Raw genomic sequence first — 16863 nt, 5'->3', positions numbered from 1 at the left:
AACTTGATTTTTTTGTAACTTTCGGTTTTTAAAAATTATAAAAATGACTTCAAACGAAAAAATATCCGCACTTCGTGAAGAGATGCAAAAAAATAATGTTGATGCATTTATCGTATATTCTGCCGATCCGCATATGAGCGAATATCTGCCCACAGAATGGCAGGAAAGAGCTTGGCTTTCAGGTTTTACAGGTTCTGCCGGTTTTGTGGTGGTTACGAAAGATAAAGCTGGACTTTGGACAGACGGAAGATATTTTACTCAGGCTCCCACCGAGCTGGAAGGTTCTGGGATTGACCTTTTTAAAGACGGCATGGAAGGTACTCCACATTATATCGACTGGATTATATCTGAAATACCTGCCAACGGAAAAGTTGCAGTAAACGCGCTCGCAACATCCCATGCAAATTGGGAGTTATTGTTCGAAAAATTAAATTCAAAAAATATTACACTAGCTGATATTCCTTTACTGAAGTACATTTGGAAAGAAAGAGGAGAGGTTTCAAAAAATCCTATCTACACTCATCCGGTCGAAAGATCAGGAAAATCTGTGAATGATAAAATTGCCGCAATTCGCCAAAAAATGGAGGAGCAGGAAGTGACAATTCATGTTATTTCCAGTCTTGATGATGTGGCATGGACATTAAATCTCAGAGGAAGCGATGTCGAAAGCAATCCTGTATTTTTAGCTTATCTGGTTATCACAAAGAACGATGCAAAATTATTCACAGATCTTGATAAGCTTGAAGTAGAAGCCAGAAAGCAATTAGATGAGGCGTGGGTAAAAATGATGCCTTACGAAGAATTTTACAATTGCCTGAAAGAATTTGAAAACGAAAAAGTTTTGGTTTCTCCTAATAGTAATCAGTCAATTTTTGAAGCTTTGAAAATTGGAAACGAATTTTTAAAGTCTTCAGTTCCCGGAAATCTTATGAAAGCCCAGAAAAATGAAACAGAATTAGAAGGGTTCAGAAAAGTGATGGTGAGAGACGGCGTAGCAATGGTGAAATTTCTTTACTGGCTTACTCATAACGTCGGAAAAGAAGAAATGAATGAATATTCTATAGGACAAAAACTGAAAAGCTTCCGTGCTGAAGGAGAAAATTTTGTAGGAGAAAGTTTTGGGAGTATTATCGGTTTTAAAGCAAACGGCGCAGTCATTCATTATTCCGCAAAAGAAGAAGGAAGCCAGAGCGTGACCAATGAGGCGACGATTCTTGTAGATTCTGGTGGTCAGTATCTTGAAGGAACGACAGATATCACCAGAACTTTGGCTTTGGGTGATGTTTCTGATGAATTTAAAACAAATTCCACATTAGTTTTACAGGGAATGATTCGTCTTTCGATGGTAAAATTTCCAAAGGGAACAAAAGGTGTTCAGCTGGATGCGATTGCGAGACTACCTTTGTGGATGCATGGTAAAGATTACAATCACGGAACCGGGCATGGAGTAGGGAGTTTTATGAACGTGCATGAAGGTCCGCAAAATATCAGAAAAGATTTGAATCCGCAGGAATTACTTCCCGGAATGGTTTGCTCAAATGAACCTGGGTTTTATGTAGAGGGTGAATACGGAATTCGTCATGAGAATTTAATTGCAGTAAAAGAATCTGAAACCACAAATTCAGGAACTTTTTATGAGTTTGAGACATTAACGTTCTGTCCGTTTCTCAAAGATACGATCGTAAAAGAAATTTTATCAACAGACGAGATTAAATGGCTTAATGACTATCACAGAAAATGCGAAGAGAAAATTGCTCCGTTTTTGGAAGGTGAAATACGCGACTGGTTCCTGGAGCTGGTAAAGCCTATTTAATTAATTTAAAATTAAAGCAAAGCCTCATGTCAATTGATGTGAGGCTTTATTTTTTTTACTTATCGTGCACTATTTGTATTTATGAAATTGTGGTGTTTTTTTAAGATTTGCAACCGTGTTTTTACGGTTTTAATTTCAGGTTTTTTACTGTGATATAAATTAAATTTTCATTTTACTTTTGTATGACCAAGTCACTCCTATACTTATTTAAATAAAAATTAGTCAAAATCATCTCATCGTTGAGGTGATTTTTGTTTAAATATCAAATAAAAATTGCTTTTTTTCACCTGTTAAATTTGTGTAATTTTGCAGTATGAATCACGACACTATCTGCGCACTGGCAACTGCTAACGGAATTGGAGCCATAGGAATCATAAGAATTTCCGGAGACGATGCAATCTCTGTCTCTTCGAAGATCTTTGACGGTAAGAATCTAGAAAAAGTAGCTTCTCACACTGTTCATTACGGATTTATTAAAGAAGATGAAGAAATCATCGATGAAGTGATGGTCTCAGTTTTTAAAGCTCCAAAAACTTTTACGGCAGAAGATTCTGTAGAGATATCTTTTCATGGCTCGCCGCATATTGCAAAAAAAATTCTTGAAGTTTTAATTAAAAACGGGGCGAGAATGGCAAAAGCCGGCGAATTTACAATGCGAGCTTTTATCAATGGCAGGATAGACCTTAGCCAGGCAGAATCGATCGCAGATCTTATTGCTTCTGAAAATGAATCTTCCCGTAAAGTAGCTTTAACACAGCTAAAAGGAGGAATTACCAATGAAATCTCTTTTCTCCGTACAGATCTTTTGAATTTTGTGTCACTTATTGAGCTCGAATTAGATTTTGCAGAAGAAGATGTTGAATTTGCAGACCGATCGGCTTTAAACAAATTGCTTGATAAAATTGAATCTAAACTCAATTCGCTGATTGAAAGTTTTCAGTACGGTAATGCCATCAAAAACGGAACTGCCGTTGCGATTATTGGAAAACCTAATGCCGGAAAATCTACTTTGCTCAATGCTTTGCTGAAAGAAGAACGAGCAATTGTAAGCAATATCGCGGGCACCACAAGAGATACAATTGAAGAAATTCTTCACATAAAAGGACATGCGTTCAGATTAATCGATACAGCGGGATTGCGTGACACTGTGGATGAAATTGAAGCGATTGGTGTAAAAAAAGCCAAAGAAAAAGTAGCAAATGCCAATATATTGGTTTATCTGGTAGATGCAGCAACACCAGATTTCTCTGAAGATATTGAGATGATCAAATCTCTAATGAGAGAAGATCTTAAGCTCATCATCTGCGCTACAAAAATTGATGAAGTTTCTCCATCGTATTATGATAAAGTAGAAGATATTTTCAGGAATGCAATTTCTCAGGAGTTTGATTTTATTAAAATTTCAGCAGTCGAAAACCAAAATATTCAGGATCTTAAAAACGAATTGTCATCATACGTAGAACAGCTTAAATCACAGGAAAATAATGTTGTCATTACAAACCAACGTCATTATGAAGCTTTAGGTAAATCTCTTGATGCCGTCAATAAAGTGAAGGAAGCAATCACAACTCAAATCTCCACAGAGCTTTTGGCTTATGAACTGAGAAACGCTTTGGAACACCTTGGCGAGATTTCTGGTGAGGTAACAAATGATGAAGTATTGGGAAATATTTTTTCTAAGTTTTGTATCGGAAAGTAATGATCTCCGTAAAATTGCATTTAACTAAAATTACCACCTGTATTCAAAATAATCATTTTTAAACCTGCTTTACAGCGATATTTTTAAAGAAATAATATTTTTGTATCTTACGGTTGCACAATATTCGAATGAATTGCATTGTAAGGAAAATTGAAAAATTATACATATGAAAATAGGTTTAATAGGTTTTGGGAAAGCTGGTAAGGCTGTTGCAAATGTGATTTTGCAAAATGAAAAACATTCTCTTGAGTGGGTACTGAAAAGCACCACCACCACCGTCTCTACAGCAAAAGATTATTTGGGAATAGCAACCAAAGATCCCGGTATAATTGTTTCTTTGGAAGAAAAATCTGCTGCGGATCTGTTCGATGAAAATCCGGTAGATCTGATCATCGACTTTTCTTCGTCATACAGTATTTATGATTATGGAAAAGAAGCTGCGACAAGAAAAATCACGATTGTTTCAGCAATTTCGCACTATAAGGAGAATGAACATGAATTTCTGTTGCAATTATCAAATGAAACTGTTGTTTTTTGGTCTCCAAATATCACGTTAGGCGTCAATTATCTGCTTTTTGCCTCTTCACTTTTGAAAAATATTGCTCCGGATGTGGATATAGAAATTAGTGAAGAACACTTTAAAGCTAAAACAGGCGTTTCAGGAACTGCAATTAAAATCGCGGAGGCTCTGGATGTCGAAACCGAGAGTATCAATTCGGTAAGAGCTGGTGGAATCGTCGGAAAACATGAGGTTATTTTCGGATTTCCTTATCAGACTGTAAGGTTGGTACATGAATCAATTTCTCGTGAAGCATTCGGGAGCGGAGCATTGTTTGTAGCCGAAAATCTACAAGATAAAAAGGTGGGCTTTTACAAGTTTGAGGATATTCTAAGACCTTATTTTTTTAGCGAATCTCAAAAAGAAATATCATAATCTCTCAGAAAACATATTCCTTCAGGATCACTTGTTCTTAGCAATCCTGAAGGGTTAATCAATTTCTGAATTTTTAATAATCTCTACATTTTCTTCATTTAATCGACTCTTCAGCCAGTTTTTAAATTGTAGCTGATTGATGTTTTCGCCGGAATAAATGACTACAAATTGCAATTTCATGCTATCTGTTCTGGGATACTGTTCTATTTTCCCGTAAGACAAACTTGAAATATCCGGATAAAGAATCTGGATCTCTTTTCGTAACGTAGAATCGGAGATTTTGTAGCTGTCCAGTTCTAAGCGTAAATTTGAGATGGCTACATCTTTTTCAGATATATTGTTATTGTTTTTATTAATTTCATTTAGAATTTCTGATTTTAGATCAGAATCATTTTGTCTGATGGTAAGAGTGGTATTCGAAAGGCCGTTGTCTATAAGCATTTTGTTGAAAGATTCGATCTCGCCCGGAGTAAATTTTTTATTTAAAAATGCAACATCAATTGTTTTAGGATCTGTACTGTAATTTAATTTTTTGTAAATTAATGTATATCCTTTTTTCTCAAATTCTTTTTGAAGGAAAGACTCTGCGGTCTTGGTAAATTTCTTTTCATTAAATAAATTGTACGCCAGATATGAGCTTGGAACAATCATAATAATGATGAGAAATGATATACTGTATCTGATTCTTTTTTCGTATTTGCTGTCTACAATAGAGGAAGGATAATTTAAATATTTTACGACCAAAAACGTAGCAATGCAGATAAAAAAACAATTGATTGTATATAAATAAAAGGCTCCAAAAAAAAACGAAAAGTTAAAAGTTGCCAAGCCAAAACCTGCTGTACACAACGGCGGCATAAGCGCAGTTGCGATGGCAACGCCGGGGATCGGATTTCCTTTTTCGACTCTTGTTATGGCGATAACACCTACCAATCCTCCAAAAAAAGCAATCAGGACATCATAAATATTGGGTGCCGTTCTAGCTAAAAGTTCCGACTGTACATCTTTAAACGGACTGATGTAAAAGTAAAATGCCGAAACCAATAAACTGACCACGGTGGCGATCAATAGATTTTTAAACGACTTTTTTAGAAGTGGAAAATTGTACGTTCCCAAAGCAAATCCTGCTCCCACAATAGGTCCCATCAATGGCGAAATAAGCATGGCTCCTATGATTACTGCTGTCGAATTGACATTCAGACCAATAGATGCGATAAAAATGGCGCAGGCCAAAATCCAGAGGTTTGATCCTCTAAAAGATATGTTGGCCATCACATCATCCAGAACCTTATCTTTCTTTTCCTCGCCGTTGTGAAGATTTATGAAATTAAAAATGTTTCTCATCAGTTTCTGTTACTTTGGTTTCTTGTTCAGGATCATATATCCTATGATCCCTCCGACCAAAGATGCAGCGAAGATACCAATTTTTGCCTGAGTCTGATATTCTTCATGGCTAAATGCCAGCGAGGTGATAAACAGAGACATAGTGAATCCTATCGAAGCCAAAAAGCCCAAACCTAATAGATTTCGGTTATTCATACCGGCGGGTAAAGAGGCTAGTTTTAATTTTACAGAAATCCATGTGAAACCTACCACTCCCAAAACCTTACCAATCAGAAGACCAAGTGCCACACCGATCGCCACATTGGTATTAAAAAGACTGTCAAAATCAATATCTAAAGAAACTCCGGCATTGGCTATAGCAAATATGGGAATGATGACAAAGGTGACAATTGGGTGCATTGCATTTTCCAATCTCTGCAACGGAGGCGTAGCCGCAATAGTGGTTTCGTTGATCTCTTCAAGAATGTGCAACTGATCATTGGTAAGCGTTGGTGTATTTTCGTCAGGATCAATATTTTTAAAAATGGTGAGGTAAGAGTTTATTTTTGCAATAAAAACAGTTTCTTTAATCTTAACATCTGCTGGTATCGTAAACGCAGCTAAAACGGCGGCAATCGTGGCATGTACTCCGGAAATCACAAAACATGTCCAGACACCGATGATGCCGAGAAATGCGTAGAAAAAGATCGATCTTACACCCATTTTATTTCCCAAATACATAATCGCTAAGATTAATAGACCAGTCCATAAATAGGTCATTTCGATATTCGAAGTGTAAAAAAAAGCGATAACCAAAACTGCTCCCAAATCATCTACAATTGCCAGTGCCGTTAAAAAAACCTTTAGCGGAAGAGGAATTTTTTTACCCAGAAGAAAAAGAACTCCCAAAGCAAAGGCAATGTCCGTTGCCATAGGAATTCCCCATCCCTTTTGGGTTTCTCCGGAAGGATTCAGGATCAGGAAAATCAATGCAGGCATTACCATTCCGCCAACAGCCGCAATAATTGGCAGAATTGCTTTTCGCGGATTAGAAAGTTCACCTCCAATAATTTCCCGTTTCAGCTCAAGACCGACTACAAAAAAGAAAATCGACATTAAACCATCATTAATCCAGTGATGAATTGTGAAATCAAAGAAAACACGATCATTCCACTTAAAGCCAAATTTTTGTTCTAATAAATGGTGATATCCTTCAGAAAGTGGAATATTAGCAAGAATTAACGCCAGTATAACACTGATTCCCAAAAGCAGTCCGCCAGATTTTTCCTGCTGTATGAATCTTTGCACGGGCTGCGTTATTTTGTCGATGGGTTTATTTTTGTAATTGTAGATCATAGTTTATCAATAGAAAATACAAATTTATGAATCATTAAACTATTAGTTGCCTCAAAAATCCCTTGTTTTTAGAATAATTTATATTCACATCATTATTATCAGTTTAAACAAGTAAATCTTTCCAGACGTAGTTTAAGAATTGTGTCGATTTTTAATTTTTACTTTTAAATTTAATAATATATTTTTAAATAAATCTATTGGTAACGTCACAAAGCAATCATATTTGTTCTTTTCTCTGCCTAAAAACTGTATATTTGATAGTAAACGATCATTATGAATGCACCAAAACAAGTATCAAGATTTAAATTTACATTCGATAAAGGAGTTACAATTCCCAGCCTTATTTTCATTATAAGCGTGTGCTTGTTTTCAGTTTTGTTTCCTTCTACAATTAATTCTGTGCTTAATGAGGTGAAGAATTTTATTTTTGTCAACTTAAATTGGGTTTATGTATGGTGCGTTACAATTTTTGTGATTTTTCTTGTTTTTCTGATGTTTAGCAAATTCGGAAAAATAAGATTGGGATCTAATGACAGCCGACCAGAACATTCCTTTTTTTCGTGGATCTCAATGTTGTTTGCTGCCGGAATGGGGATTGGTTTGATGTATTTCAGCGTTGCAGAACCTATGCAACACTATTCTACAGATGCTTTTTCAGAGAGTCATATCATAAGCAGGGCAAAAAATGCACAGCTATATACATTTTTTCATTGGGGAATCCATGCGTGGGCAATCTACGGACTTGTCGGCCTCTGTCTGGCTTATTTTGCCTATCGTTATCGTCTTCCTCTGTCGCTCAGAAGTTGCCTTTATCCGTTACTAAAAGATAAAATTACCGGGAAATGGGGAGATGTTATTGATATTTTTGCCTTGTGCAGTACATTTTTTGGTATTACCACAACATTAGGTTTCGGAGTTGTTCAGATAAATTCCGGACTGGAAACTCTGAATATTTTACCGGAGACAGGTTTTATGTATCAGGTAATAATTGTCGTGGTGCTCGTTTCTTTTGCTGTGATTTCCGCAACGTCCGGGGTTAATAAAGGGGTTAAAATTTTAAGTAATATCAACGTGGTCGTTGTGATCATATTGCTCCTGTTTGTTTTAACGTTGGGTCCTACGGTTTATCTTATCGGAAGTTTTACGTATGGTCTCGGTAATTACATCAATAATTTTTTCGATCTCACTTTCAATACACACGTTTATGAGGAAAAGACACTGCCGTGGTTTTACAATTGGACTATTCTTTACTGGGCATGGTGGATCTCCTGGTCGCCGTTTGTGGGACTTTTTATTGCAAAAATTTCAAAAGGCAGAAGTATAAGGGAATTTATCGCAGCAGTATTAATTATTCCCACGCTTTTCAATTTTATTTGGATGTCAGTTTTTGGAAACAGTGCCATTTGGATTGATTTTAATGTTGCAAACGGAGCGTTGAGTGCCCTGGTTTCTGATCCGGATGCGCTTATGTTTCGCTTTTTAGACTATTTACCTTTGTCTGAAATTTTGAGTTTCATTGTTTTGCTGGTCATAATGATCTTTTTTGTCACTTCTGCAGATTCGGGAATGCTGGTGATGGATAGTATCTCATCTAAAAATTCTACAAAATCTCCCAAAATTCAGACAATATTCTGGGGAGTTTTGTTGGCAACTTTAGCTCTGATGCTCCTCAAAGCAGGCGGCCTAGAAGCATTGCAAACCATGACGCTCATTACTGCTCTTCCGTTTGCCATCATCATGATTTTATTCGTTGTTTCTCTAATGAAAGCCCTCGTTATCGATTACAGCTATTATGAAAAAGGATTATCTGTTTCTACCGTGCCGTGGTCGGGCGAATTTTGGAAACAGCGTCTGAAAAAAATAGTCTCCTACAAAACTAAAGAATCTGTAGAGGAATTCATAGAAGGGCAGGTATTCACTGCTTTTACTGAATTAAAAGAAGAATTTGCATTGAACGGAATTACTGCAGAAATAAAACATATTCCGGATTCTTCACATATCAATTTAGAGATTCATCACGATGTTGTCAACAATTTTGTTTATGGTGTGATGAGTCAAAAAAGAATTGTTTCAGAATATATGGTCAACGACGACAATCTGCCCAATTTGGAAAGTAATTTAACTTATTTTCCAAAAACATATTTTGGAGATTCTCGTGAAGGATATGATGTGCAGTATTTTACCAAGAACGAACTCATCAGCGATGTGCTGAAACATTATGACCGTTTTCTAAAAATTGTAGCTGAAGAATCTAACGAGATGTTTATCAGCAGCGACGGTAATTTTGTGAAAAATTAAAAAGTTTGATATTTATATGTGATGGAATTTCACAACTTTAAGCCTGCAAAACTTTAATCTTGAAGATAATAATTTGATGGCGAAGTAAAAAAAATGCTGCAATTTCTGCAGCATTTCTATTATTTTAAAGTAAGAATCATTCTTTTTTCAAAGCATCTTCAATTCCGCTTAAACCTTCACTGAATTGCGCCAGCAAAGCCACGATTTGTGTCATTCGGTCATTCTCTCCCAAACCTTTTATCATTTTATTTTTGACAAAAGTATTTTTGATTTCTTCCCACCGATTTTTTTCGTCTTCGGAAATCATATTCATCAGCTCTTTTAATTTCAGCATATTCGATTCTGCTCCGGTTGTCAGTGTCTGCGATTCGTTTTGGTAATGATTTAAAACAATCTGCGTCACTTCTTCTTCTTTTAAAATAGGTTGAATCTGCGAAATCAGCTTATTCATATTCCGGTAAGAACCCTGAAGTTTGAACGAAGGTTCATTTCTGTAATCATCAGCCATTGCGGCGGAAGCGATGTACTGCTTATTGACTTTTAAAACAATATCTCTTACTTTTAAAGTATTTCCCAACACCTTTCTGAAGTCTGAAATTTCATTTGAACTGAAATTTCCGGCCAGATCAACATTTGGAGAATTGGTCTGAATGCTTTTGTATAAACTGTACAGATTTTCCATTCCCTGATTGGTGAGTCTCGTGAGATAATCGTTGGACATCAAAGCGTTTTCAATTAAGCTTAAATCAAACAATTCCGTTTTGCTTCCTGAAATTTCACCTAAATTGTAAGTATCGGAACGGTTGGCCAACATATCCGGGATTTTGAATTTCTCGCCACTTTCCGTATAAGGATTTCCTGCCATAACGAGACAGAAACGTTTTGATCTTAAATCATAGGTTTTGCTTTCGCCGTTGTAAATTCCTTCAATTTTTCTCTGTCCGTCAGCTAAAGAAATGAACTTCTGCAAAAATTCAGGATTACAATGCTGAATATCATCGAGGTACAACATCACATTATCACCCATTTCCAGAGCTAAATTCAATTTTTCCAGTTCCTGTTTTGCTCCGGCATTTTTTGCTTCATTCGGATCTGTAGAGACGATATCGTGCCCGATTGACGGACCATTTATTTTCATAAAAACCAATCCCATACGGTCGGCCATATATTCCATCAAAGTGGTTTTTCCGTAACCTGGCGGCGAAACAAGAAGCAACATTCCCATTCTGTCGGTACGTTTGTCGTTTCCTACAGTTCCTAATTGTTTGGCCAAATTCGCTCCGATCAAAGGGAAATAGACGTCGCTGATCAATTTATTTCTTACGAATGAGCTCAGAACCTGAGATTTGAACGTATCAATTTTCAGACTTTTCTTTTTATCATTCACCCATTTTGCTTTCAACTCCTGCAACTGTCTGTATTTTGGAACAACCACTTCACTGAAATTGGATAAACGGAAATTGAATTCATAATAATTCAAATGATAATCCAGGTCTTTTTCCAATGATTTTAAACCTTTTAAATCCGCTTCGTAAGTGACATGCAGAATATTGTCAGCGTTAAATTGCTGTGTTGCAAAAAACACGGCGGCTTCTTTTTTAATATCATCCTCAAAATTCAGTTCTGAATTGATTAAGAACGCATTCAAAGCACTTTCAGCAATTGAAAAGCAGGCTGAAGGATAATTTTTCAACGCATTCAGCTGATCGGTGAACTCAAGATCTTTTCCTTTTTCTTTTAAATTTTTCAAGAATGATTCGTAAAGAGAAGATGCCTTTTCAGAAACTATAAATGCTGATTTATTTTCTTTTTTTAAATAAATGGCAGCATTGAAATCATTAACCTCAGCAAAAAGATGATGGGTTTTGGCAAAAGATTTAATTTCATTCGACAGTTCGTCTTTCAGATATTGAAAGCCTTTATCTGTTACAAAAGATTTTGAAATTAAATTGGCCGCTTCAAACTGTTTCTGATAATATTCTTTTCTTTCCTGATTCAAATAGTACCAGAACAGCTGCGCCAATGCTCTTTCAGAAGGCGTAAACTGCATCAATCCCAGTTCATTGTGCATCTGCTGAAGTTTTGAAACAATAGTCAACGCATCTTCATCATGAATCCCTTTCACCAAACCTTCACCAAAATGCTCAGTCATAAACTGCTGAATCGCATTACGGTTTTGTTCTTCAGTATGGATATTTTTATTCCGCGAAAAAACATTCCATGCTAAATATTCTAAACGCTTAACATTTGAATTTTCAGAAATATATTCCTGATTCCAGACGTCTTTATAATCTGCAATAGCATCAAAATTCAGAGGCTCATAAAATCCGGTTCCGGTTAAATGGTAATAATACTGAGCATTTCTAAGCACTAAAGTGAGATCTAATTTCTGACGGTTCACGGCAAATTTATAATCACCCAAAGCAATCACATTGTCGCCGTCTGCGTAAATTTCTTTTTTATCTTTGAGTTTTCGGACTGCTTCCTGCTGCGAGGTTTTCAACAAAGTCTGAATTTCTTCCGCCTTGGCAGAATCTTCCATTTCCATCAGCTGTCGGGAAATATCACGTACTTTCTCAACCATCAAATCGGTCGCAAAATATCCGTTGATCTCATTTTCAGCATCGAAAGATTCGGTTTTTGTTTTTACAGACTGTAAAATCCTTTTTGCAGAATCATACAAATTCTGCGTTCTCTTGTTACGGGATTCTGTTAACTGAACTCTTTTGTTTTGAAAATGATTATAGGCTTCTTCCCTTTTTTCGCCGATTTTCTGGATAAACTCATCAAAATCAATGAATTTCCTTTCCATTTCTTCCAGCTGAATAGAAAGTTTGGTGAGATATTCATCACATTTTTCGGGAGTCTGAGAAAGCTCGAGAAAATTAATCACCGACTGATCAAACAGAGTCATTTGTGCCTGAAAATCAGCAGACAGTTCTTTACCGGAAATTTCTCTCTTCCTTTTTGAAAGTTCTAATCTTTCCTGATTTAATCTTGCAAAAATCACCGAAATATTTTCAATAATCTGCGTCGATTGCGAAGTATCTTCGATTTTTAAATTATTAACAATATCCACCAAAAGTTCGAGCTGCGAAGATAAATTGGTGATTTCTTCTTCAATGGTTTTGGCGTCGATTGCTTTCTGCAGATTGATTATATTTTCAGAAATTGACTGAGCTCTGGTTTCGTAAGGTGACAGAGAATTTTCCTGCAACAGAAAATTCACACAGGCGTTGGAAAGCTCTTCTGATCTTGCAGCCAATGACTGATCTAAAGCATCAAGAATTTTCAAATCCACATATTTCAGATCTCTTGCTCCTGTAATTTCACCACGCAACGCCCTGATTTGCGAAAGTATATCGATGTAATCCGTCAGTTCAGAATAATGAATCCGTTTCGTATCATCCAGAATTTTTCCACAGGCAATTTTGATTTTCTCAACGGCTTCTGCTGTATTTTTTTTCTGTTCAACTACTTTTTCAAACTCATTGATCGCCGAGTGGGCGATGCTTCTGATTTCTTTTAAAGGCCGATCTAGATTCTCAACCTCATCATCACCGAGGAAATAATAAGCATCTAAAATCGTCGTCGAAAGTTTGACGATATCATCATACAATCCACTGTAGGAATCTTCCTTGTTCAGCAAAGTGATCAACTCCTGACTTTCCGCCATTACGCGCACGATATCTTTATTCCCGATTTTGTAAATCAGCGTGTCTGATTTTTCGGTATTGTGTAACAGTTCCTTTGCGTACGGCGTCTGCCAGATCTGAGCTAAATGATGTTTCGTAGTTTCAACACTTTCTCGTAAATAAATGAGTTTTCCATCATTTAAAATTGAATATCCGCTGCAACGAATCGGTGTTTCGATGGTTTGCGTGATGATATTGTATGAAATCAGCTGATAATTATTCGTTTTATCATCATAAAAAACATACATAAAATTTTCACCGTTCGGTTCAGAGATCGTCTTCAGATAATGAAGTCGATTTGAATCCTGAGAAATCACCTTTAAACCGCCCGTCTGCAACGCATAACCGTTCGAGAACAAAACACCTTGATTTTCCGGCAGCAAAACTGCCGAATGTCTTAAAGTATCGACCCTCGAAACAACCTTTTCTTTATGATTATAAATAAAATACCGCTCCGTTTCCTGATAAGGTTTAATTTTAAATAAAACTAAATTATCAAGGTCGCAGAAGTGAATCTCAGCATCATCGAGATTCTGATCTTTATGAATAACATCTTCGGAATAAATTCCTTTCCCGGTATCGGTATTGTCTTCGATTTTTATCGTAATGTCGCCACCGATCGATTCCACAAAAACTTTATCTGCCAGAGAAACGTGCGGAAATTTTCCACTACGCTGCATATCTCTCGTTGCTTTTGTCCATGCAAAACCGTGCTGCGGCGGATATGTCACCTCCGAAGCACTTCTGGAGTCTACATAAACCAACAGATCTTCCTTAATCAGCCATTTGAAAGCCTTGATATCAGACGTACTTTCAGACAACTGGAAAACCATATACAGATAGTTTTCGGTAAAATGAAAGCGCGCGAAAAAAGTATTTCTGTAATATTTATAAAGGTTTTTAAACTCTTCTACGAAGATTTCATCATTGATAAGAGATAAATCACGGGGTTCAAAACGGTGATTATTAAGCGTGTAAATGGAGAAAACATCCGTAATATTGATTTCATTCTGCAGACCCAAATGAGCATTCGATCCGAAAATCAACGTGTTTTTCAGTGAAAAAATATCCTTGGCAACGCAGTTGTGCTCAGTAGAAATTCTTTCATTGGCAATGAGAGAAAAATCTACGCCGCCGAAAATTTCTTTACGGTTTCCGTTCAGCTTCTGAAGCCTTTGAATGAGATCATTTTTCTGTTCATTCAGACGGCTCTGAATTATTTCGTATGTCCCTGAATTTAATTTTTCTGACATAGTTTTGAGATTTTAGATTTTAGATGCTAGATTTTAGACTATCATCATTCTGTTGAATTTTTTAACCATAAAGGTTTAAGTAATTAAGAATTATTAAGCTTAGCTTTAAGTTTCACGCTATACAAAATCTAGATTTTCTTAACTACACTTAACATCTTAATAATTCTTAATGGTTAAATTTTAAAAATTTATATTGTAAAAAACTCCCAAAGCATCATTGAAAATCACACAATGAGAGTTTTACAATATAATTTAGTTGTTGATTAGCTTGTTATTTTTTGATAGGATTACATCCTATCCTTTGTTAAACCGTCCCTTTGGGACTTTCCAGTAAGTTTAAAGTGACGTTCCTTTTTTATCTGATTGGCTTTTGGTCAACACCTAAATGCTTTGCCATATCCAGTGCTTTGGACAGAAGACCTTTTTCCTGTTGATCGGCAACGCCGTTTAGTTTGAAAATAAGGCTTGCGATGCTCATGTTCTTGATATCTTCAGAAGAAATGTTGTATTTATCAACCATTCCCATCACTTTTCCGATAATGTTTTCGCCGTCACCCAAAAGATTTTCTTTAATCAATGTAGCATTTTCACTGTGGCTGATAAATTTATCTAAACCTTTACCGGCAGAAACCTGACGAACGACATTATCAAAGAATGTATTATCTCCGCCGACGATATCGATTTTTGCAGACTTGAACGCTTCCGCTAAAACTCCAGCCTGAGCCTGTGCAATATCTTTCTGAATCGAAATTTGAGCCAATTCCACTTCTTTCTCTTTCGCTAAAGTCAGTCTGAACTCTTCGTGGTCTTTTCCTGCATCGTTCAGCTTTTTCATTGCTTCTGCTTTTTCGGTAATTCCGGCCGCTTCAGCAAAAGCCTTTTCTTTGATGACTTCAGCCTGAGCAATACCTTCTTTTCTTTCAGCTTCTGCCTTTTTCTCGATAACAATCGATTCTACAATTCCCTGTCTTTCAGCTGCATCAGCTTTTGCATGAAGAACCTGAGCTTCAGATAAACCTACAGTTGCTTCTTCTTTAGCTTTTGCATCAGCGATAATTTTGCGGGCTTCAGCTTCTTTTTCAGCTCCGTCACGCTTTGCCTGCGCTTCGATGACATATTTCTGAGCATCTTTCTCTGCAGCTAATCTTCTGGATTCCGCAGCTCTTGTTTCCTGTATTAGTTTTTTCTCCGCTTCCTGCGTAGCAAAAGTAATTTCTACCTGCTTTGTTCTGTCGGCCGTTTTGAAAGCTTCCAAATCCTTAATTCCCTGTTGCTCTTCAACAACGGTTTTTTCCATGGTCAAGCGCTCACGAATCGCATCCTGAATATTTTTCTTTTCAAGTTCGATGGCTTTTTCTTTTTCAATCTGAGCCAGAGAAACAATTCTCTCTCTTTCTGTTGCTTCCAACATTTGATCTTTCTGCACTCTTTCGGTTTCTACCAAATCGGCACGTTCTTTATTTTTAGCCGCAATAACAACCTGTCTTTGCATGTTTTCCTCTGCAATCTGTAATTTTTCTTCTGTTGCAATACGAACGGTTTCATATTTTAAGCGTTCTTCTTCCGTTACTTTCAGAATTTCCGCATTCTCACGTGACTTGATATTGGCAACTTCTCTTTTTTGAGATTCTTCTTTCTCGGCCAGCTGTTTTTCCAGCTCTAAAATTGCTTCACGAGCCTCAACATTTTGCTTGGTGATGGTTTTTTCTTCATCTCTGCGAACCTGATTGGCTTTAATATTCTGAGTGGCCGTTAATTCCGTAATTTTCTTAATCCCTTCAGAATCTAAAATATTGTCTTTATCTAAATTCTCGATTTTAGTTTGCTCTAAATAATCGATCGCGCAGTCATCCAAAACATAACCGTTAAGATCTGTTCCGATAATATCCAAGATTTCCTGGCGAAATTCACTTCTCGCTTCGTACAATTCGATAAATTCAAATTTTTTACCGACAGTTTTTAAAGCTTCAGAAAATTTAGCCTCAAATAATTCTCTGAGTGTATGAATGTCTGAAGCCCTTTGGCAGCCGATTGTTTGTCCTACATTTACAATATCATCTACTGATTTGTTCACTCTGATAAAGAAAGCTACCTGAATGTCGGCTCTCATGTTGTCTTTACAAATAAGACCCGCCCGTCCTTCTCTGGCGATTTCAAGTTTCTTGACTGAAATATCCATCGATTCCATTCTGTGAATCACCGGAATAACGATTCCCGCATTAAAGAAAACCTTTGTTCCGCCGTAGCCTGTTCTTAAAATAACAATTCCCTGAACGGTTTTTTTATACATCGATAAAATCCAGAAAATTAATCCTATGGAAGCCACCGCGATAATGATGATGCCTGCAATTAAAGTTGTGTTCATTTTTTAGTTTATTTATAAATTTTTAATACTTCTAATGTTTTTAGAAGATATGTGTTGTCGAAATTTAAATGAGATTGGTTTTGCGAAATTTTAAATTGCTTACTTTAATAGCATAAGTAATTAAATT

8 protein-coding genes are annotated in these 16863 nt (G+C 36.4%); 4 read left to right on the top strand and 4 right to left on the bottom strand.

Annotated features, from left to right (window positions below; genetic code table 11):
• Window positions 1-43: 43 nt before the first annotated feature.
• The 3 genes from PGH12_RS06505 (at window position 44) to PGH12_RS06495 (ending at window position 4446) form a co-directional block, all read left to right on the top strand.
• Window positions 44-1813: an aminopeptidase P family protein gene (locus PGH12_RS06505; RefSeq protein WP_267597362.1), complete on the top strand. Its 1770-nt coding sequence runs from the start codon at window positions 44-46 to the stop codon at window positions 1811-1813.
• 313 nt (window positions 1814-2126) lie between these two features.
• Entirely contained in the window at window positions 2127-3512 is a 1386-nt protein-coding gene (gene mnmE, locus PGH12_RS06500) for a tRNA uridine-5-carboxymethylaminomethyl(34) synthesis GTPase MnmE (RefSeq protein ID WP_267597361.1), read from the top strand.
• A 166-nt stretch (window positions 3513-3678) separates the two neighbouring features.
• Window positions 3679-4446 (top strand): 4-hydroxy-tetrahydrodipicolinate reductase, encoded by a 768-nt coding sequence (locus tag PGH12_RS06495; RefSeq protein WP_267597360.1) that lies wholly within the window; start codon window positions 3679-3681, stop codon window positions 4444-4446.
• A gap of 54 nt (window positions 4447-4500) precedes the next feature.
• Here the strand turns inward: PGH12_RS06495 and PGH12_RS06490 are convergent, their stop codons facing one another.
• Together PGH12_RS06490 and nhaA are read right to left on the bottom strand one after the other, a co-directional pair.
• Entirely contained in the window at window positions 4501-5790 is a 1290-nt protein-coding gene (locus tag PGH12_RS06490) for a DUF389 domain-containing protein (RefSeq protein WP_267597359.1), read from the bottom strand.
• A gap of 9 nt (window positions 5791-5799) precedes the next feature.
• Complete coding sequence (gene nhaA, locus PGH12_RS06485) at window positions 5800-7125, bottom strand: Na+/H+ antiporter NhaA (protein WP_267597358.1); 1326 nt, start codon at window positions 7123-7125, stop codon at window positions 5800-5802.
• 273 nt (window positions 7126-7398) lie between these two features.
• Between nhaA and PGH12_RS06480 the strand changes: the two genes are divergently transcribed.
• Complete coding sequence (locus PGH12_RS06480) at window positions 7399-9423, top strand: BCCT family transporter (protein ID WP_267597357.1); 2025 nt, start codon at window positions 7399-7401, stop codon at window positions 9421-9423.
• A 136-nt stretch (window positions 9424-9559) separates the two neighbouring features.
• Here the strand turns inward: PGH12_RS06480 and PGH12_RS06475 are convergent, their stop codons facing one another.
• Together PGH12_RS06475 and PGH12_RS06470 are read right to left on the bottom strand one after the other, a co-directional pair.
• Window positions 9560-14371: a DNA repair ATPase gene (locus PGH12_RS06475; protein ID WP_267597356.1), complete on the bottom strand. Its 4812-nt coding sequence runs from the start codon at window positions 14369-14371 to the stop codon at window positions 9560-9562.
• Window positions 14372-14726: 355 nt separating this feature from the next.
• Window positions 14727-16736: a flotillin family protein gene (locus tag PGH12_RS06470; protein WP_267597355.1), complete on the bottom strand. Its 2010-nt coding sequence runs from the start codon at window positions 16734-16736 to the stop codon at window positions 14727-14729.
• Between the last annotated feature and the right edge of the window lie 127 nt (window positions 16737-16863).

This window comes from Chryseobacterium sp. CY350 (assembly GCF_027945075.1).
GTDB lineage: Bacteria > Bacteroidota > Bacteroidia > Flavobacteriales > Weeksellaceae > Chryseobacterium.
The sequence above is the reverse complement of the archived record's forward strand: the minus strand, read 5'-3'. Positions and strand labels throughout refer to the sequence as shown.